Annotated in this window: 15 protein-coding genes and 3 rRNA genes; 10 read left to right on the forward strand and 8 right to left on the reverse strand. The window is 64.0% G+C overall.

The window, feature by feature from the left end:
• The first annotated feature begins 78 nt into the window (after positions 1 to 78).
• On the forward strand, positions 79 to 948 hold the full coding sequence (locus E0E30_RS01990; RefSeq protein WP_130864868.1) for a Bax inhibitor-1/YccA family protein: 870 nt from the start codon (positions 79 to 81) through the stop codon (positions 946 to 948).
• 96 nt (positions 949 to 1,044) lie between these two features.
• On the opposite strand, the gene E0E30_RS01995 is transcribed toward E0E30_RS01990, so the two are convergent.
• Positions 1,045 to 1,674 carry an NUDIX hydrolase gene (locus E0E30_RS01995; RefSeq protein ID WP_210115850.1) on the reverse strand — a complete coding sequence of 210 codons (630 nt, stop codon included), beginning with the start codon at positions 1,672 to 1,674 and terminating at the stop codon, positions 1,045 to 1,047.
• Between the two features lie 140 nt (positions 1,675 to 1,814).
• Complete coding sequence (locus tag E0E30_RS02000) at positions 1,815 to 2,810, reverse strand: hypothetical protein (protein ID WP_245306464.1); 996 nt, start codon at positions 2,808 to 2,810, stop codon at positions 1,815 to 1,817.
• A gap of 767 nt (positions 2,811 to 3,577) precedes the next feature.
• Here E0E30_RS02000 and E0E30_RS02005 point away from each other — a divergent pair.
• The 3 genes from E0E30_RS02005 to rrf all read left to right on the forward strand — a co-directional run bounded on the left by E0E30_RS02005 (position 3,578) and on the right by rrf (position 8,727).
• Positions 3,578 to 5,094: ribosomal RNA gene (locus E0E30_RS02005) — 16S ribosomal RNA — on the forward strand.
• A gap of 317 nt (positions 5,095 to 5,411) precedes the next feature.
• A 23S ribosomal RNA gene (locus tag E0E30_RS02010) occupies positions 5,412 to 8,483 on the forward strand.
• 127 nt (positions 8,484 to 8,610) lie between these two features.
• Positions 8,611 to 8,727, forward strand: a 5S ribosomal RNA gene (gene rrf / locus E0E30_RS02015).
• The 16S, 23S and 5S rRNA genes sit together here, the layout of an rRNA operon.
• Before the next feature lie 96 nt (positions 8,728 to 8,823).
• Here the strand turns inward: rrf and E0E30_RS02020 are convergent.
• Positions 8,824 to 9,315 (reverse strand): GNAT family N-acetyltransferase, encoded by a 492-nt coding sequence (locus E0E30_RS02020; protein WP_130864870.1) that lies wholly within the window; start codon positions 9,313 to 9,315, stop codon positions 8,824 to 8,826.
• A gap of 105 nt (positions 9,316 to 9,420) precedes the next feature.
• On the opposite strand from E0E30_RS02020, the gene E0E30_RS02025 reads away from it, so the two are divergent.
• The 3 genes from E0E30_RS02025 (at position 9,421) to E0E30_RS02035 (ending at position 10,728) form a co-directional block, all read left to right on the forward strand.
• Positions 9,421 to 9,786 (forward strand): hypothetical protein, encoded by a 366-nt coding sequence (locus E0E30_RS02025; RefSeq protein ID WP_130864871.1) that lies wholly within the window; start codon positions 9,421 to 9,423, stop codon positions 9,784 to 9,786.
• Entirely contained in the window at positions 9,783 to 10,172 is a 390-nt protein-coding gene (locus E0E30_RS02030; RefSeq protein ID WP_130864872.1) for an SH3 domain-containing protein, read from the forward strand. Before E0E30_RS02025 ends, E0E30_RS02030 begins: the two co-directional genes overlap by 4 nt.
• Positions 10,173 to 10,290: 118 nt before the next feature.
• Positions 10,291 to 10,728, forward strand: a complete 438-nt coding sequence (locus E0E30_RS02035; protein ID WP_130866682.1) for a GtrA family protein — start codon at positions 10,291 to 10,293, stop codon at positions 10,726 to 10,728.
• A gap of 176 nt (positions 10,729 to 10,904) precedes the next feature.
• Here E0E30_RS02035 and E0E30_RS02040 read toward each other — a convergent pair whose 3' ends face one another.
• The 4 genes from E0E30_RS02040 to msrA form a co-directional block, all read right to left on the reverse strand.
• Positions 10,905 to 11,225, reverse strand: a complete 321-nt coding sequence (locus tag E0E30_RS02040) for a hypothetical protein (RefSeq protein WP_130864873.1) — start codon at positions 11,223 to 11,225, stop codon at positions 10,905 to 10,907.
• Positions 11,226 to 11,335: 110 nt separating this feature from the next.
• Positions 11,336 to 11,815 (reverse strand): hypothetical protein, encoded by a 480-nt coding sequence (locus E0E30_RS02045; RefSeq protein WP_130864874.1) that lies wholly within the window; start codon positions 11,813 to 11,815, stop codon positions 11,336 to 11,338.
• A 130-nt stretch (positions 11,816 to 11,945) separates the two neighbouring features.
• Complete coding sequence (locus E0E30_RS02050; RefSeq protein ID WP_167853856.1) at positions 11,946 to 12,854, reverse strand: helix-turn-helix transcriptional regulator; 909 nt, start codon at positions 12,852 to 12,854, stop codon at positions 11,946 to 11,948.
• A 273-nt stretch (positions 12,855 to 13,127) separates the two neighbouring features.
• Positions 13,128 to 13,760, reverse strand: coding sequence for a peptide-methionine (S)-S-oxide reductase MsrA (msrA, locus tag E0E30_RS02055; RefSeq protein ID WP_130864876.1), 633 nt, complete (start codon positions 13,758 to 13,760; stop codon positions 13,128 to 13,130).
• A 159-nt stretch (positions 13,761 to 13,919) separates the two neighbouring features.
• Here msrA and E0E30_RS02060 point away from each other — a divergent pair, with 159 nt between their 5' ends.
• Complete coding sequence (locus E0E30_RS02060) at positions 13,920 to 15,527, forward strand: sodium-dependent transporter (RefSeq protein ID WP_130864877.1); 1,608 nt, start codon at positions 13,920 to 13,922, stop codon at positions 15,525 to 15,527.
• Complete coding sequence (locus E0E30_RS02065; protein WP_130864878.1) at positions 15,524 to 15,631, forward strand: methionine/alanine import family NSS transporter small subunit; 108 nt, start codon at positions 15,524 to 15,526, stop codon at positions 15,629 to 15,631. Before E0E30_RS02060 ends, E0E30_RS02065 begins: the two co-directional genes overlap by 4 nt.
• 9 nt (positions 15,632 to 15,640) lie before the next feature.
• Here E0E30_RS02065 and E0E30_RS02070 read toward each other — a convergent pair whose 3' ends face one another.
• Complete coding sequence (locus tag E0E30_RS02070) at positions 15,641 to 16,324, reverse strand: uracil-DNA glycosylase (protein ID WP_130864879.1); 684 nt, start codon at positions 16,322 to 16,324, stop codon at positions 15,641 to 15,643.
• An 86-nt stretch (positions 16,325 to 16,410) separates the two neighbouring features.
• On the opposite strand from E0E30_RS02070, the gene E0E30_RS02075 reads away from it, so the two are divergent.
• Positions 16,411 to 17,574: an AI-2E family transporter gene (locus tag E0E30_RS02075; protein WP_245306465.1), complete on the forward strand. Its 1,164-nt coding sequence runs from the start codon at positions 16,411 to 16,413 to the stop codon at positions 17,572 to 17,574.
• Positions 17,575 to 17,581 lie beyond the last annotated feature (7 nt).

A 17,581-nucleotide genomic window follows, 5' to 3' on the forward strand; every position in this document is an offset into this window, starting at 1 on the left:
GTGCGTCCCACGACGGACCCTTCGGTGTGCGGCCGAGGTTGTCTACAGTGGACGTACAGTGACAGATGGAGGAGAGACATGGCCAACCCCGTGTTCCAGCGTGCGGAGGCGTTCCAGCCGCGCGCCCAGCAATACCCCTACCCGGGCCACGGGTACCCGACCCAGCCGGCTGGCCAGACCTGGGGCTACCCGCAGGCCGGTCAGGCCTGGGGGTCCGACGCCGCCGTCGCCGCGGCGCAGACGGATCCGCGCATCATGGGACAGGCAGCCCAGCGGCCGATGACCTTCGACGACGTCATCGCGCGAACCGGCATCGTCCTGCTGCTCATCGCCGCCGTGGGTGCCGCCACCTTCATGGCGGTCGGGTCGAGCCCGGCCCTCATGGGTGCAGCCCTCGTCCTGTCCTCGATCGTCGGCTTCATCACCGTGCTCGTCGTGAGCACGAGGCGCACGGTGCCGGCAGCGGGCGTCCTGGCCTACGGGTTCATCGAGGGCATCTTCATCGGCGCCCTGTCCGGACTCTTCGAGGCCATGTACCCCGGCATCGTCGTGCAGGCGGTGCTCGGCACCTTCGCCGCGGCCGGCGTCACGCTCGCCGCCTACAAGTTCTTCAACATCCAGGTGACGCCGAGGTTCCGGCAGATCGTCCTCATCTCGACCTTCGGGTTCGCCGCGGTCATGCTGCTCAACCTCGTCCTCGCGCTCTTCGGCGTCGACCTGGGGCTGCGCAGCGTCGGTGGGGGCATCAGCATCATCGCGATCCTCGCCTCGGCCGTCGGCGTCGTCCTGGCGGCGATGAACCTCGTCGTCGACTTCGACGCCGCCGAGCAGGGCGTGCGCAACCAGGCCCCGGCCTCCGAGTCGTGGCGTGCCGCTTTCGGCATCGCGGTGACGATGGTCTGGCTGTACACGGAGATCCTGCGCATCGCGAGCTACTTCCGCAACTGAGTCGACGCCGCACCTCGTGGCCCCGGGGACGTTCCCCGGGGCCACCTGCTCTTGTGGGGACCGCGCGTGGTGCTGGAGTGAGTGGAGGGAGGACCCTCAGCGGGCGGGGACGTCGTGGAGGTGCCGCTCCAGACAGCTGCGGGTGGCAGCCCCCCAGGGCAGACGCCGCCACCGGCGGATGGGTATCCACCTGGCCGTCTGCGTCGTTCCCCCGACGTCGAGCACGCGCGGCTCGGTCGGGGAGCTCGACGTCGCACTGTAGATGATGCGCAGGGCGTGGAAGTCCTCGAGGGCCCCCGAGGGGGAGCGGCCGATCCAGTGGTCGGATTGGAGGTCGAGGATGCGGTTGAGCCGAACGGTCTGCGCCGACTCCTCCATGACCTCCCGGGTCACCGCCTGGGCGGGTGACTCACCGGGTTCCAAGCCGCCACCGGGCAGGGTCCACAGGCCGGGGACGGCCGTGGCGTCGGAACAGACGGTGCCCAGGAGACCACGTTCGGACCGGACGACGGCGTACGCGGCGATGCGCTGGTACGGTCGGACCGGTTCGCCACGGCGTCGATCGGTGGCCAGATCGGGGACGTCGGGGCGCACCCTCGGGGCGCGCGACCTGCCACTGCGTGGGGTGACGTGGACCGTGACGACGACCTGCCCCTCGACCAGTTCGGCGGACAGGTACTCCTTGACGACGAGCCCGTGGTCCCACAGGACGGCGTGGGGGTTCATCCCGTGGTCGACGTGGAAGGCATGGATGACCCCGCTCCCAGGTTGCCCGACCGCGGTTATCAGCATTGTTTCATTCAACCACCTGGCCCCGGCCTGACCCAGCCGCTGCGCTGTCCGCGTGGCGGCCGTGGGCGGGGCGGTCACTTGACCTGACTGGTGATGTCCTTGCCGGTCATGTCGGTGACCATCTGGACGCCGTCGAGGTCGACGGTGATGGTCGGCAGCGAGCGTTCGTGGGACATGTCGATGGTGAGTGTGGCCTTCGCGGCGTCGGCCGGATGCCCCATGAGGGTCGGCGCCTGGGAGAGGAGGTCGACGAGGACCGAGGCCTTGACGTCGGTGGGGCTGAAGAGCTTGAGATCGGTGGAGCCCTTGCGCTGCGCCGACCAGGCCGGCAGGTCCGCGGACCTGGTCCGACGCATGACGATCCCCGGGGTCTCGGTGGGGCTGTCGACGACGATGCCATGGGTCGGGTCGTAGGTGATCGACGACACCTGGGTGAGTCCGGAGGTCGCGTCGGAGAGACCCTCGGTCATGCCAGCCAGAGTGGTGAAGTCGAGGCTCGCGATGAGCGACCCGTCGGCGCGGAAGAACACCGGGCGGCTCTCGGGCTTGGTCGACACCGAGATGAGGACGGTGCCGGAGTTGTACTCGACGATCTGCAGGTCCTGGTTCGACTGTGATCCCGACACCCTGGCCGCGGTCGCCAGGATCTTGGGCACCTCTCCCAGGGCGAAGGAGGCCGGATCGAAGGGGGTCGACGCCGTCTGGGCGCTCTGGGTGCGCGACGAGCTGATCTTCCCGTTCTCCCAGGTCCAGGTCGTCGGTGCCTGGCCCGACTGGGTCGTCACCGCGACGGACGTCTTCGTCATGTCGATCTTCGTCACGGGAGCCGGGCCGGCGGCGTCGAGCAGCTCGGAGACGATCCGTTCACCGTTCGTGGTCTGCAAGGGGGAGGAGGAGGCGGCCACTCTGCTCACCGGGGTCATGGAGATCCGAGTGGGCGCTGGCGCCGGGGTCGACGTCGTCGGTCCGCAGGCGCTCACGAGCAGGACCGCGAGTGGGCACGCGAGCGCGCGCGCCCCGTGACGGCGGCCCTGCCGGCGGCGGCCCGACCGACCCATGTGATCGTCCATGGGGGCGAGTCTACGGGGCCTGGCGAGGCGCGATCGTCGCCGATTTGCGGACCGCCCAGCTGTACGGCATAGTTGACCCCCGGTCCGGCCCGCGAGGGGCGGAGCCACGGGAGTCCGAGGCAACGATCCGGTCACGAATCGAAGCGTCGCCTTGACGAGATGGACCGAACGGTCTAAACTTTCCAAGGCTTCTGCGAGAGCAGAACCTCGCCGGAGTGATCCAGTTGGATCGCGACGGTGACCTGAACTCCAGGAAACATCGAGTTGAACTTCGGTGTGAAGGGGAGTAAGGTAGATCGAGTCGCCGTAAGGCGATGGATCAACCCAAGGATCTTCGGATTCTCGAGGCCGATCAGCCGAGTTTGACTCGGTGGAACGACTTCGGTAAGGTTGATCAAGTGCCCCAAGGGGTTGCCGGGAGGCGAACTGCGGGTCGCGTGTGATGCTTGAGAACTCAACAGCGTGTCTTTTATAGTCAATGCCTGATGCACTATTTATTTGTGTATCGAATTCTTTATGGATTCCNGATTGATCAAGTGCCCCAAGGGGTTGCCGGGAGGCGAACTGCGGGTCGCGTGTGATGCTTGAGAACTCAACAGCGTGTCTTTTATAGTCAATGCCTGATGCACTATTTATTTGTGTATCGAATTCTTTATGGATTCCTTTGATTGATCTAGACGATAACTGATTTGTCAGTTGTTTGTTTGGGTCAGTGTTTTGGATTCTCCGACACCTGTCCAGCCTGTGTGGTTGGTGGTGATATTTTTTCATTGGAGAGTTTGATCCTGGCTCAGGACGAACGCTGGCGGCGTGCTTAACACATGCAAGTCGAACGGTAAGGCCCTTCGGGGTACACGAGTGGCGAACGGGTGAGTAACACGTGAGTAACCTGCCCATGACTTTGGGATAACTCCAGGAAACTGGTGCTAATACCGGATATGAGCTCCTGCTGCATGGTGGGGGTTGGAAAGCTCCGGCGGTTGTGGATGGACTCGCGGCCTATCAGCTTGTTGGTGAGGTAGTGGCTCACCAAGGCTTCGACGGGTAGCCGGCCTGAGAGGGCGACCGGCCACATTGGGACTGAGATACGGCCCAGACTCCTACGGGAGGCAGCAGTGGGGAATATTGCACAATGGGCGCAAGCCTGATGCAGCAACGCCGCGTGCGGGATGACGGCCTTCGGGTTGTAAACCGCTTTCACCAGGGACGAAGCGTGAGTGACGGTACCTGGAGAAGAAGCACCGGCTAACTACGTGCCAGCAGCCGCGGTGATACGTAGGGTGCGAGCGTTGTCCGGATTTATTGGGCGTAAAGAGCTCGTAGGCGGTTGATCGCGTCGGAAGTGAAAACTTGGGGCTTACCCCTGGGCGTGCTTTCGATACGGGTTGACTTGAGGAAGGTAGGGGAGAATGGAATTCCTGGTGGAGCGGTGGAATGCGCAGATATCAGGAGGAACACCAGTGGCGAAGGCGGTTCTCTGGACCTTTCCTGACGCTGAGGAGCGAAAGCGTGGGGAGCAAACAGGCTTAGATACCCTGGTAGTCCACGCTGTAAACGGTGGGTACTAGGTGTGGGGTCCATTCCACGGATTCCGTGCCGTAGCTAACGCATTAAGTACCCCGCCTGGGGAGTACGGCCGCAAGGCTAAAACTCAAAGGAATTGACGGGGCCCCGCACAAGCGGCGGAGCATGCGGATTAATTCGATGCAACGCGAAGAACCTTACCTGGGTTTGACATGGATCGGTAACTTCCAGAGATGGTTGCCCCCCCTTTGGGGTCGGTTCACAGGTGGTGCATGGCTGTCGTCAGCTCGTGTCGTGAGATGTTGGGTTAAGTCCCGCAACGAGCGCAACCCTCGTCCACTGTTGCCAGCAATTCGGTTGGGGACTCAGTGGAGACCGCCGGGGTCAACTCGGAGGAAGGTGGGGATGACGTCAAGTCATCATGCCCCTTATGTCCAGGGCTTCACGCATGCTACAATGGCCGGTACAAAGAGTTGCGACATCGTGAGGTGAAGCGAATCTCAAAAAGCCGGTCTCAGTTCGGATTGGGGTCTGCAACTCGACCCCATGAAGTCGGAGTCGCTAGTAATCGCAGATCAGCAACGCTGCGGTGAATACGTTCCCGGGGCTTGTACACACCGCCCGTCAAGTCATGAAAGTCGGTAACACCCGAAGCCGGTGGCCCAACCTTGTGGGGGAGCCGTCGAAGGTGGGACTGGTAATTAGGACTAAGTCGTAACAAGGTAGCCGTACCGGAAGGTGCGGCTGGATCACCTCCTTTCTAAGGAGTTCATGGGTTGTCCTCTGATCGTTGTGGTTGGGGGTGTGGCCCCATGGTTGCCTTGCCTCCTGTGTGGGGGTGGGGTGCTCTGGAGTGGAACATTGACTGTCTGTGCTGCTGGCCCTGGTGGGTTGGTGGTGTGGGGGCACGTTGTTGGGGTTCTGGGGTATCACGCCGGCTGGTGTGGTGTCCTGGTGTGTCGCGAACACCGCGGCTGCTGATGCGTTTGTGTTGGTGGTGGGTGTCTCGTGTGGTGGTTGAGAACTGCACAGTGGATGCGAGCATCTTTGTATGTGATTTTGCGTGAGTGGTTTGTGTGACAAGCTACTGAGTGCGATCGGTGGATGCCTTGGCACCAAGAGCCGATGAAGGACGTTGTAACCTGCGATAAGCCCTGGGGAGTTGGTAAACGAGCTGTGATCCGGGGATGTCCGAATGGGGAAACCTTGAATGGCCGGAGTCATGTCCGGTGACCCTGCCCTGAATGTATAGGGGTGTGGGAGGTAACGTGGGGAAGTGAAACATCTCAGTACCCACAGGAAGAGAAAACAACCGTGATTCCGTGAGTAGTGGCGAGCGAAAGCGGATGAGGCCAAACCGTGTGTGTGTTCAAGCCGGCAGGCGTTGCATGTGCGGGGTTGTGGGGGCCTTCTGATCTGACTGCCGTCGGGTCGGCCGTTGTGTTCGTGTGAAGTCGAATCGTCTGGGAAGGCGGACCGTAGTGGGTGAGAGTCCCGTAGACGTGAGCGCGGCGCTGGTGAGGGTTGCCCCAAGTAGTGCGGAACTCCTGAAATTCCGCATGAATCTGGCGGGACCACCCGTCAAGCCTAAATACTCCTTGGTGACCGATAGCGGATCAGTACCGTGAGGGAATGGTGAAAAGTACCCCGGGAGGGGAGTGAAATAGTACCTGAAACCGGTCGCATACAAGCCGTCGGAGCCTTTCGGGGTGACGGCGTGCCTTTTGAAGAATGAGCCTGCGAGTTAGTGGTGCGTGGCGAGGTTAACCCGTGTGGGGTAGTCGTAGCGAAAGCGAGTCCGAACAGGGCGACAGTCGCGTGCTCTAGACCCGAAGCGGTGTGATCTATCCATGGCCAGGATGAAGCGACGGTAAGACGTCGTGGAGGTCCGAACCCACTTCAGTTGAAAATGGAGGGGATGAGCTGTGGATAGGGGTGAAAGGCCAATCAAACACCGTGATAGCTGGTTCTCCCCGAAATGCATTTAGGTGCAGCGTTGCGTGGTTCTTGTCGGAGGTAGAGCACTGGATGGTCTAGGGGGCCTATCAGCTTACCGAAATCAGCCAAACTCCGAATGCCGGCAAGTGTAGCGCAGCAGTGAGACGGCGGGGGATAAGCTTCGTCGTCGAGAGGGAAACAGCCCAGATCATCAGCTAAGGCCCCTAAGCGGTAACTAAGTGGAAAAGGATGTGGAGTTGCGCAGACAACCAGGAGGTTGGCTTGGAAGCAGCCATCCTTGAAAGAGTGCGTAATAGCTCACTGGTCAAGTGATTCCGCGCCGACAATGTAGCGGGGCTCAAGTTATCCGCCGAAGCTGTGGCAACTCGTGTGAGTTGGGTAGGGGAGCGTCGTGTCAGTGGTGAAGCGGCATGGTGACGTGTCGTGGAGTTGACGCGAGTGAGAATGCAGGCATGAGTAGCGAATGACGGGTGAGAAACCCGTCCGCCGAATATCCAAGGGTTCCAGGGTCAAGCTAATCTGCCCTGGGTGAGTCGGGACCTAAGGCGAGGCCGACAGGCGTAGTCGATGGACGACCAGTTGATATTCTGGTACCGGTGTAACACCGTCCGTGCCGAGGTGTGTGATGCTAAGCGTGCGAGTGTGCTGGTGATCCCTTCGGGGTGATCTTGTTGCATGAGTGTGTGAACCGATCATGTAGTAGGCAAGCTGCGGAGGGACGCAGTGAGGTAGCTCATCCCCGGCGATGGTTGTCCGGGGCTAAATGTGTGGACCGTCTGGTAGGTAAATCCGCCAGGCTTGTGGTTGAGGCATGATGGCGAGCCCACGTTGGTGGGTGAGTGAGTGATCCTGTGCTGCCGAGAAAAGCTTCGTGAGCGAGGTGTGAGCCGCCCGTACCCTAAACCGACACTGGTGGATTGGTAGAGTATACCGAGGCGATCGAGAGAATCATGGTGAAGGAACTCGGCAAAATACCCCCGTAACTTCGGAATAAGGGGGACCTGATCCGTGAAGGTTGTACTTCTGGAGCGGTGAGGGTCGCAGAGACCAGGGGGAAGCGACTGTTTACCAAAAACACAGGTCCGTGCGAAGTCGTAAGACGATGTATACGGACTGACTCCTGCCCGGTGCTGGAAGGTTAAGGGGAACTGTTAGGGTTTCGGCCTGAAGCGGTGAACTTAAGCCCCAGTAAACGGCGGTGGTAACTATAACCATCCTAAGGTAGCGAAATTCCTTGTCGGGTAAGTTCCGACCTGCACGAATGGAGTAACGACTTCCCTACTGTCTCCACCATGAACTCGGCGAAATTGCAGTACGAGTAAAGATGCTCGTTACGCGCAGCAGGACGGAAAGACCCCGGGACCTTTACTATAGTTTGGTATTGGTGATCGGTACGACTTGTGTAGGATAGGTGGGAGACTTTGAAGCGGCCACGCCAGTGGTTGTGGAGTCATTGTTGAAATACCACTCTGGTCGTTCTGGTTATCTAACCTCGGACCGTGATCCGGTTCAGGGACAGTGCCTGATGGGTAGTTTGACTGGGGCGGTCGCCTCCTAAAAGGTAACGGAGGCGCCCAAAGGTTCCCTCATCCTGGTTGGTAATCAGGTGTCGAGTGTAAGTGCACAAGGGAGCTTGACTGTGAGACAGACATGTCGAGCAGGGACGAAAGTCGGGACTAGTGATCTGACGGTGGCATGTGGACGCGCCGTCACTCAACGGATAAAAGGTACCCCGGGGATAACAGGCTGATCTTGCCCGAGCGCTCACAGCGACGGCATGGTTTGGCACCTCGATGTCGGCTCGTCGCATCCTGGGGCTGGAGTCGGTCCCAAGGGTTGGGCTGTTCGCCCATTAAAGCGGCACGCGAGCTGGGTTCAGAACGTCGTGAGACAGTTCGGTCCCTATCCGCTGCGCGCGTAGGAATCTTGAGAAGAGCTGTCCTTAGTACGAGAGGACCGGGACGGACTGACCTCTGGTGTGCCAGTTGTTCTGCCAAGAGCACGGCTGGTTGGCTACGTCGGGTCGTGATAACCGCTGAAAGCATCTAAGCGGGAAGCACGCTTCAAGATGAGGGTTCCCACAGATGAATCTGGTAAGGCCTCCGGTAGACGACCGGGTTGATAGGCCGGATGTGGAAGCACTGCAAGGTGTGGAGCTGACCGGTACTAATAGGTCGAGGGCTTGTCTCTCACTCTCGTGATTGATCGTGTGATTGTTCGCATCCACTGTGTGGCTCCCTGCCACCACGCGGCGTGTCCGCATGATGTATGGGGGCACGGTTTTCGTGACATGCCGGGGATTGTTGCCCCGGAGTGTTTCGGTGGCCATGGCGAGAGGGAAACACCCGGTCCCATTCCGAACCCGGTAGTTAAGCCTCCCTGCGCCGATGGTACTGCAAGAGGGATCTTGTGGGAGAGTAGGACGCTGCCGGACTTCAATATGATTGTGGCCCTGCACCTTCGGGTGCAGGGCCACAATTGCATTCCCGGACGTTTCGGGCCGGCGGAGCGCCTCCAGGGAGTGGTGGGTTCACGCGCGGGCACTCAGGGCAGCCCAGAGGAGGACATTCTGGCCGTCGCGGGTCGACACGGGCGAGAAGCCGGCGTCCTGCAGGAGGGTGAGGGCGACGTCGTCGCCCAGGGGGACGGCGGCACTCATGCTCGTCAGCGCGTGGGAGCGGGCGCCGGCGAGCAGACAGGACAGCAGGTAGCTGCCGTGCCCGCGTCGCTGGGCGTCCGGGATGATCCCCAGGACGAGCTCGGGAATGCCGGGGGCGACGAAGCCGCGCCCCGGGCGGTCGGCAGGCATGGTGACGAGCCAGGCCGCGCCGAGGGCCCTGTGGTCGTCCAGGCAGATGAGTCCGAGCTGACGCGGGGTCCAGCTGTCGATGTATCGGCTGAAGACGGGGTGGGCGCGGCACTCGTCGAGGGGGAGGGGGCCGGCGGACCCGCCAGCCACGAGACGAAGGATGTGCACCATGAACGGAAGGTCGGCCGAGGTTGCCTGTCGCGTCGTCGCCATGATGCCGACCCTACGTCGACCACGGCCAGGACGGGCAGCTGTGCCCGCGGAGGGCTGCGCCGAAAGGTGCTCATGAGAGGGGTTCTCGTGCCCTAGGATCGGGCCGTGAAGTTCCTCAAAGGCCTGTTGGTCGTTCTCGGCGTCGCCGCGCTCGGTTTCGGCGTGTATGTCCTGGTGAGGCTGTCCTGGGACATGAACAAGATCATGGGCGCAGCGAATGCGGCCAAGACGATCGACAATCTGTCCAACCCCATGCCGCGGATCTGGATCGCCTCCGGCGTGGCGGCGGTCGCCGGACTCCTGCTCGGTCTGGGTCTCGGTCTTCCTCGTCGGACCGCCGGCTCGGTGCGCAAGGAGACCCTCAGAGGGGCCGCGAGCGACCGTGAGGCCGCGATTCGCGAGGCCGCCATCCGTCGTGCCCCCGGAGAACCACAGCATTCCGAGGAGTCGGTGGAGGGGGAGCAGCGGTGAGCCTGCGCACGGCCGACCACATCATCGTCACCTCGTACGACGCCGAGGGGCGCTCGCAGACGAGCGTCGAGCGGCTGGTGCCCGTGTCCGACACGAGTATCGGGTTCTGGCTGGCCGACGCCAAGGGGGCCCACGACCGTTTCCCCGACGACTGCGTCGTCAGCGTCCGGGTCTGCAATCAGCGCGGCAGGGCAGTCGACACCGAACCGGTGCTCGAGGGCCGCGCGCGGGTCGTCGACGAGGGACCGCAGTTCGACGAGGTCAAGGCCGCCATCCACGAGAAGTACCGGATCGGAGCGGGGCTGGCCGGAGTCGTGGACCGCACCAAGGAGCTCTTCGGGGGACGAACCCCCGAGTGCGTAGTCCTGGTCAACGTCATCGGCTGAGCCGGCAGCTGGTGCGACGTCGCCAGGTGGGGACATACTGGAGGACGTGCCCACCAGCGTTCGTCGACAGCGCCGAGTGTCGGCCCGTCGGATGGACGCCCCGCGGGCCTTCCACCGGATGTTGCAGTCGATCCACTCCTTCATCCCCGCCGCGTTCAGCGACATCCCCGTGACGTTCATCGGCTACTGCATCATCAACGGCCTGGGATTCCTCCTCGACATCAGCCTGCTGGCCCTCTTCTACCAAGGAGTGAGGCTGCCGTACTCGCTGGCCGTGTCCCTGGGCTACGGGACATCCGTCGTCTACGGTTTCATCGTCAATCGGTGGCTCAACTTCCAGGCTCACGGGCACGTGGGTCGGCAGTCCGGTCGCTATGCCGTCACCATCGCGCTCAACTACCTCATCTTCATCGTCGCCTTCTCGACCCTCCTGCATCACCTGGGTGTGCAGGCTCAGGTGGCGAGGGTCGTCTCGGCCGCGATGGAGGGGATCTTCGTGTACGTCATGATGAGCCTGTGGGTGTTCCGCGGGGTGCGTCAGCGTCAACTCCTGTGAGCAACCGGCTGGGCGGAGCCACGGTGAACGCAGAGGTTGCGGGGACGCGCGGGCGACATGCACGCGTCAGGGCCAGCAGTGACGACTGCCGACCCAGACACGTCGGGCAGGCGTACCGGTTGTTCCAGTCGCCGTGATGCGGCTCGTGACGTGCGATGGATGACGTGGATGGGTTGTCAGGCGCAGGGCGCCTGGAATCGGATTCCTGCCAGGGCCACGAACTGGTAGCCGTAGTAGAGGTTGCTGTAGCGCAGTGTGATGGTGTTGCCGGGCAGGGCGTCGAACACGAAGACGTCCTTGATCGAGACCCCCGGCACAGTCGGCGCCTGTTCACCGGTCCTCCGGTAGGGGTCGGCGTAGCTGCCCTGTCCGGTCCCGGCGTAGGCACTGGTGGAGAGGCCCGATGCTGCGGCGTCGAAAGCGATGATCCTGGAGGGCGTCTGGCTGAACCCCACGGTGTCGACATAGCGACTGGTCCAGTATTCTTCCGGCGCCATGCCGTACGGCGTACCAGGAGCCTCGCGCCGGGTGACGCTGGTGATGTCGTACACCGTGAGTTCGAGGTGGCTGATCCCTCTGATCGGTCGTGCGACCGAGTCGAGGAACGTCAGGGTGAGATCCTGGGTGGGGTGGTCGTCACATGCTGAGCGACGGCAGTTCTCCAGTGCGGCATGCTGGTTGAGGACCAACCACCCCAGGGGGCGCCGGTGGGCTGTTGTTCCTCACTGCAGGCCGGATCGGCTCCGTAGTTGCTGACACCGGCCAGTGCAGCGTTCGACATCGAGGTCATGTTGAAGTAGGTGGTCTGCGTGCACGACGCCGGTGTGCTCTGCAGACCGACGGTGACGACATCGCCGGTCGGACTGGTGCCGCTGAGGTGTGTCAGCGGTGTCCACGACGCAGATGACGCGTTCGCCGAGAAGTCGATCGTGTAGGTGCACTCGGATGAAGTGGCGAAGGCCGGTGCCGCCGTGACCAGGGAGATCGCGGGCAACGTCCAGGCGACGCCTCTGACGATGGTGCGGCGTCGCACGCCGGCAGCGGTTGCTCCCACGGCCCGCGCGATGGTCAAGTTCTGTTCGTTCACATGGGAAAAATAGCCGGTGCGGAGAGTGGAAATAACTGTGGGAGCGGGCGGATTCGAGCCATGTCATGAAGACGTCGATCGGCAGTCTGTGGCGAATTGGTGCCACGTCATGGCCATGCCAGTTATTCTCTCAGGAAATCCAACCCTGCAGCACGGCTCGTGCGCCGAGTTGGAATCGTGAACTCGCCCCCAGTGACTCGCAGAGCTGGGAGATTCTCCGGGCCACGGTGCGTTCGCTCACACCAAGTTCGCGGGCGATGGCCTGGTCGGTGAGGCCGGTCGACAGGTGGGCCAGCAGCCGGGGGGAGTCATCGGTGGGGCCAGCTGGCGCCTCCTCGTCACCACGCCCGGCTCGGGTGAGCCGGATCGGCGTGCTGAGGCTCCAGAGGACGTCGAAGAGGCCTGAGATGACTTCCACGATCCTGGGATCATGGGTGAGCAGCCCGGCCAACGGTCCCTCGTGGGCACAGAGGATGATGAGAGCCTCCTCATTGTCCCTGAGCAGCAACCGACAGGGGAGGCGTCGTGACACTTGCGCGTCCTCACCGTCTCTGACCGACTTCTCCATGATTCGGAAGAGATTCGGGTCCCTCAAGACCTCCTCGTCGTAGATGGCGCGGTACTGCACTCCTTGGGCCATCGCCGCTGGTTGGGCGGTGGACTGCTGTTGGCGATCGGTCGGGACGAGGTGTGGCATGCGGTCCCACGCGTCCACGCTGAAGCGGGCCGTGAGTTGCAGGGCTGAGTAGTGGTGGAGCAACTCCTTGGTCGTTCTCAGCTCCGTGCACCAGTGTCCGCCGGATCCTCGGTCGAGTGCCGCTTCGACCTGGCGGGCTGCGCGTCGCAGCTCGGCTGCTTCCTCGTCCAGGCGGGAGGCCTCGCGTGCCAGATGGGGAGCCGCGTTCAACGGGACGAGATCGCTTCCCTCACGGCTCGCCAGCCCGTGTGCCTCGAGCGTCTCGAGCGCCAGCCGGTCGGGCAGGCCGCTCGCCGACTCGAGGACAGCGAGATAGGAATGCCACAGTCCCTCGTCATGCACCAGCGATCGGCCGCACTCGATGGTGGAATCCCCGGGTGAAGGTTCGGTGCAGTTCATTGGGCGCCCCCGGTGCTGTCACGGAGATACTGGTCACGTTTCGCGAGGTGTTCGGATCAGTCTACGTTCGCCATCCGAGGGCTGTTTGCCGAGGGTTCGTTTGCGGTGCCCGACATATCGCGTGGGCCTGCATTCCCGGGTTGCGTACGAGGTCGGTCTCAGGTGTCTTGCGGATGCAGGGCTGAGCCGGCTGCCGTCAGCGTCGCGGACGCCGTCTCACGGACGGGCCAGGCACACGCCGGTGGCATGCACCGGGCAGTAGCCGTTGGGGTTCTGCTCGAGGTACTGCTGGTGCTCGGCTTCGGCGAGGAAGAAGGGATGTCCGTCGGCCATGTCGATGGTCGTCGTCATCGCCCCGTAGCCCTCGGTGAGGAGACGGCCCTGGTACCGGCCCTTGAGGTCTATGGCGCGGATGTACTGGTCCGAGGTGGTGCACCAGATCGCCGACCGGTACTGGGTGCCGACATCATTGCCCTGGCGCATGCCCTGGGTGGGGTCGTGGTTCTCGAAGAAGAGGGTGAGGACGGCGTCGGTGGGGATCTGCTGCGGGTCGTAGGTGACCCGGACGGTCTCGGCGTGGCCGGTGCGTCCGGTGCACACCTCACGATAGGTGGGGTTGGCGGTGTACCCGCCCATGTAGCCGACCGCCGTGAGCAGGATGCCGTCGGTCTGCCAGAAGAGCTTCTCGGCTCCCCAGAAACAGCCCATGGCGAGGTGGATCGTCTGCGAGCCGGGGAACGCGCGGTCGAGTCGGTCACCGAACACCCGGTGGAAGAAAGGCATCGCCAGCACCGGCGTCGGTCCTCCGGGCAGCGCCTCGTCGGGCCCGATCATCCGCGTCCTGTCCATCGTGGTCCTCCTTGTCAATGTCCTCATGGCCTCAACCGGTCCCCGCCGGCTGCTATTCCAGCCCCCGGGCCCCGTCGTCTCACGGGATGGTCCACCATTCGATTGTTCATGACCGCCATGTGAAACTGAGCGGGTTCATCATCCGACAAGGAGGCATCCATGTCACATGCGGTCCAGGGGCCAGGTGACTCCCAACGCCCCCCTGAGGCACCCCGTGCTCGTGAGAATTTCACCGGGCGGGGCGCCTTCCTCATCGCCGCCATCGGCTCGGCCGTCGGCCTGGGCAACATCTGGCGATTCCCCTACGTCGCCTACTCCAATGGCGGCGGGGCGTTCATCCTTCCCTATCTCATCGCCCTCCTCACCGCGGGCATCCCGCTGCTCTTCCTCGACTACTCCATCGGTCACAAGTTCCGGGGGTCGCCGCCCATGGCCATGCGCCGGCTCAACCGGCGCACCGAGGCCATCGGCTGGTGGCAGACCCTCATCTGCTTCGTCATCGTCGTCTACTACGCCGTCATCATCGCCTGGGCGATCCGCTACGCAGGATTCTCGGTGACGAAGGCCTGGGGCAAGGACCCCGAGTCGTTCCTCGTCAAGGACTTCCTCCAGGTGGCGTCGACGACGGACGTCGAGTTCCACTTCGTGCCCGGCGTGCTCTGGCCGCTCGTGCTGCTGTGGGTCTTCACCCTGGTCGTCATGGCCCTGGGCGTGCAGAAGGGCGTCACCTGGGCGTCGAAGATCTTCATGCCGTTGCTCACGGTGATGTTCATCGCCCTGGTCGTCATCGCCCTCACCCTGCCCGGAGCCACCAAGGGCCTCAACGCCCTCTTCACCCCGGACTGGGGAGCGCTGACGAACCACCAGGTGTGGATGGCGGCCTACGGCCAGATCTTCTTCTCGCTGTCGGTGGGCTTCGGCATCATGGTCACCTACGCCTCGTACCTCAAGCCGAAGTCGGACCTCACCGGATCGGGGCTGGTCGTCGGGTTCGCGAACTCCTCCTTCGAGATCCTCGCCGGCCTCGGCGTCTTCGCCGCCCTCGGGTTCATGGCCCAGGCCTCCGGCAAGAACGTCCACGACGTCGCCGGCGCCGGCATCGGGTTGGCCTTCATCGCCTTCCCGCAGATCATCAGCCAGGCCGGGGCCCTGGGGCCGCTGCTCGGCGTCCTCTTCTTCGTCTCGCTCGTGTTCGCCGGGATCACCTCGATGATCAGCCTCCTCGAGGTCGTCATCGCGGCCTTCAAGGACAAGACCGGTCTGGGTCGCGTCTCCTCGACCCTCATCATCGGAGGTCTGACGGCGGTCGTCTCGGTGGCCCTCTTCCCGACGACGACCGGCCTCAACCTGCTCGACGTCACCGACCACTTCATCAACAACGTCGGCATCGTCGGCGTGGCCCTGCTCACCGCCGTCGTCGTCACCTGGGTGCTGCGCGACCTGCCCATGCTGCGCGACCACCTCAACGCGATCTCGTCCTTCCAGGTCGACCGCGTCTGGCGGTTCCTGGCCGGCGTCCTCTCACCGCTGGTCCTGCTCGGGCTGTGGATCACCGAGCTCATCACGGTGGGTCGTCACGGCTACGAGAACATGCCCAAGGCCTTCGTCGGCACCTTCGGCTGGGGCATGTCGGCCCTCGTCATCGTCCTGTCGGTCGTGCTGTCGTTCATCCCCTGGCCGCAGCGGTCGGCCCTGCACACCGAGCATCTCGTCGCCGACGACGGCACCCCCATCGCCGGTGACCACAAGGAAGGAGTCCGCCGATGAGCCCGCTCGCCGTCGTCATGATGATCGTCGCCATGGTCACCGTGTGGGGAGGTCTGCTCGTCTCGACGATCTCCCTCTACCGGCACCCGGAGGAGAAGGACTGACCAGGTCGGTCAGCGATGCGTGGGGTCCCAGTCGATCGGCTGGGACCCCTGCTTCGTCAACAGCGCATTGGCGCGGCTGAAGGGACGCGACCCGAAGAACCCGTACCGCGCCGACATCGGGCTCGGGTGCGGCGAGGCGATGACCGGGGTGTCGCCGAGCATCGGCTGGAGGGACTGGGCGTCCCGGCCCCAGAGGATCGCCACCAAGGGGCCGCCCCGGGCCACGAGCGCCTCGATGGCGCACTGGGTGACCTCCTCCCAGCCCTTGCCCCGGTGCGAAGCCGGCCGCCCCGGCTGGACGGTGAGGCACCTGTTGAGCAGCAGGACGCCGTGCTCGAACCATCCCGACAGATCGCCGTGCTCGCACACCGGCACGCCGAGGTCGTCACGCAGCTCGGCGTAGATGTTCTGCAATGACCGGGGCAGCGGCCGGACGCCGGGGGCCACGGAGAAGCTCAGCCCCACCGGGTGGCCCGGGGTGGGGTAGGGGTCCTGGCCGACGATGAGCACCCGGACGTCGGCCATGGGACGGCTGAAGGCCCGCAGGATGCGATCTCCGGCCGGCAGGAAGCCTCGGCCGGCGGCCACCTCGTCGCGCAGGAACCGACCCATCTCGTGGATCCGCGGCTCGACCGGCGCGAGGGCCTGGGCCCAGTCGGGGGCGACGATCTCGGTGAGCGGTCGGGCAGGCATGGTGGGCTCCGATGGGGACGGCTGATGGTCCTGGCTCACGCTACCCTGTGAGGTCGTCACGATGTGCGATCGGAATGGAGGAAGGCATGAGGGCCTCGACGAGGATGCGCCGTCAGCGGGCGACCGATGACCGGGACGACGCCGTCCCCCAGGGGCTGCGGACCGCGGCCGGGTGGTGCTGGCGGTTGGCCGTCATCGCCGTGTTCGTCTGGGGCCTGTTCACCGTGCTCGACAAGATCTCCGAGGTGTCGATCCCCATCGCCGTCTCGCTCCTCCTCACCGCCGCGATGTGGCCCCTGGCCGGATGGCTGACCCGCCACCGGGTACCACGGGCACTGGCCGCCGGGCTGTGCCTGCTCCTCCTCGTGGTCCTGTTGGGGGGATTGTTCACCCTTGTCGGCGCGCAGATCGCCAGCCAATGGGATGAGTTGTCGAAGCAATCGGTGGCCAGCGTCGCCCAGCTCACCCACTGGCTCGCCGGGTCGCCGTTCCATGTGAGTCAGAGCCAGCTCAACGGCCTGCTCACCGCCGCCGAGACCTGGGCCAAGGGCTCCCAGGGGCGGATCGCCGGGTGGGCGGCGGCCGCCGGCACCGGGATCGGGCACTTCCTGGCCGGGACCGTCATGGCCCTGTTCACGACCTTCTTCTTCGTCTACGAGGGCGACAAGCTGGCGGGGGCCGTGGCGCGGGTCATCCCGTCCGAGAATCGGGCGCGGATCCTCGACTCCTCCCGACGCGGCTGGGTGGCGCTGGTGGCCTACGTGCGGGCCGCCGTCATCGTCGCCGCCGTCGACGGCCTGGGTGCCGGCATCGGCGCGGCCCTCATCGGTTCCTCGATGTCGCTGGCCATTGGGACGCTCACCTTCGTCCTGGCGTTCATCCCGATCGTGGGTGCCTTCGTGTCAGGGGTCGTCGCGGTGGCCGTCGTCCTGGTGACCCTGGGCGTCGTCAAGGCCGTCATCATGCTCATCGTCTTCGTGGCGGTCATGGAGATCGAGAGCCACGTCCTCCAGCCCTTCCTGCTGGGCAAGGCGGTGTCGATCCATCCCCTCGTCATCCTCCTGGGCATCGCCATCGGTGGGATCGTCTCGGGGATCGTCGGAGCTCTCTTCGCCATCCCGCTGGTGGCCTTCGGGGCGGCGTTCATCAAGGCCATGGACCCGGAGACCCCACCCGACGAGGTGGCGCCGGTCGTCGACGACCTGGCGGCCGAGCACGGGCGGGGGCGTCGGGGACTGCGACGTCGATGAGCGTCCC

Origin of the sequence: Acidipropionibacterium timonense, from assembly GCF_900605005.1 — a bacterium.
GTDB lineage: Bacteria > Actinomycetota > Actinomycetes > Propionibacteriales > Propionibacteriaceae > Cutibacterium > Cutibacterium timonense.

Coding starts and splice junctions, on each gene's coding strand:
- E0E30_RS01990 (WP_130864868.1), top strand. CDS start 79: ATGGCCAACCCCGTGTTCCAGCGTGCGGAGGCGTTCCAGCCGCGCGCC.
- E0E30_RS01995 (WP_210115850.1), bottom strand. CDS start 1,674: ATGAACCCCCACGCCGTCCTGTGGGACCACGGGCTCGTCGTCAAGGAG.
- E0E30_RS02000 (WP_245306464.1), bottom strand. CDS start 2,810: ATGGACGATCACATGGGTCGGTCGGGCCGCCGCCGGCAGGGCCGCCGT.
- E0E30_RS02020 (WP_130864870.1), bottom strand. CDS start 9,315: ATGGCGACGACGCGACAGGCAACCTCGGCCGACCTTCCGTTCATGGTG.
- E0E30_RS02035 (WP_130866682.1), top strand. CDS start 10,291: ATGTTGCAGTCGATCCACTCCTTCATCCCCGCCGCGTTCAGCGACATC.
- E0E30_RS02040 (WP_130864873.1), bottom strand. CDS start 11,225: ATGGCGCCGGAAGAATACTGGACCAGTCGCTATGTCGACACCGTGGGG.
- msrA (WP_130864876.1), bottom strand. CDS start 13,760: ATGGACAGGACGCGGATGATCGGGCCCGACGAGGCGCTGCCCGGAGGA.
- E0E30_RS02060 (WP_130864877.1), top strand. CDS start 13,920: ATGTCACATGCGGTCCAGGGGCCAGGTGACTCCCAACGCCCCCCTGAG.
- E0E30_RS02065 (WP_130864878.1), top strand. CDS start 15,524: ATGAGCCCGCTCGCCGTCGTCATGATGATCGTCGCCATGGTCACCGTG.
- E0E30_RS02070 (WP_130864879.1), bottom strand. CDS start 16,324: ATGCCTGCCCGACCGCTCACCGAGATCGTCGCCCCCGACTGGGCCCAG.
- E0E30_RS02075 (WP_245306465.1), top strand. CDS start 16,411: ATGAGGGCCTCGACGAGGATGCGCCGTCAGCGGGCGACCGATGACCGG.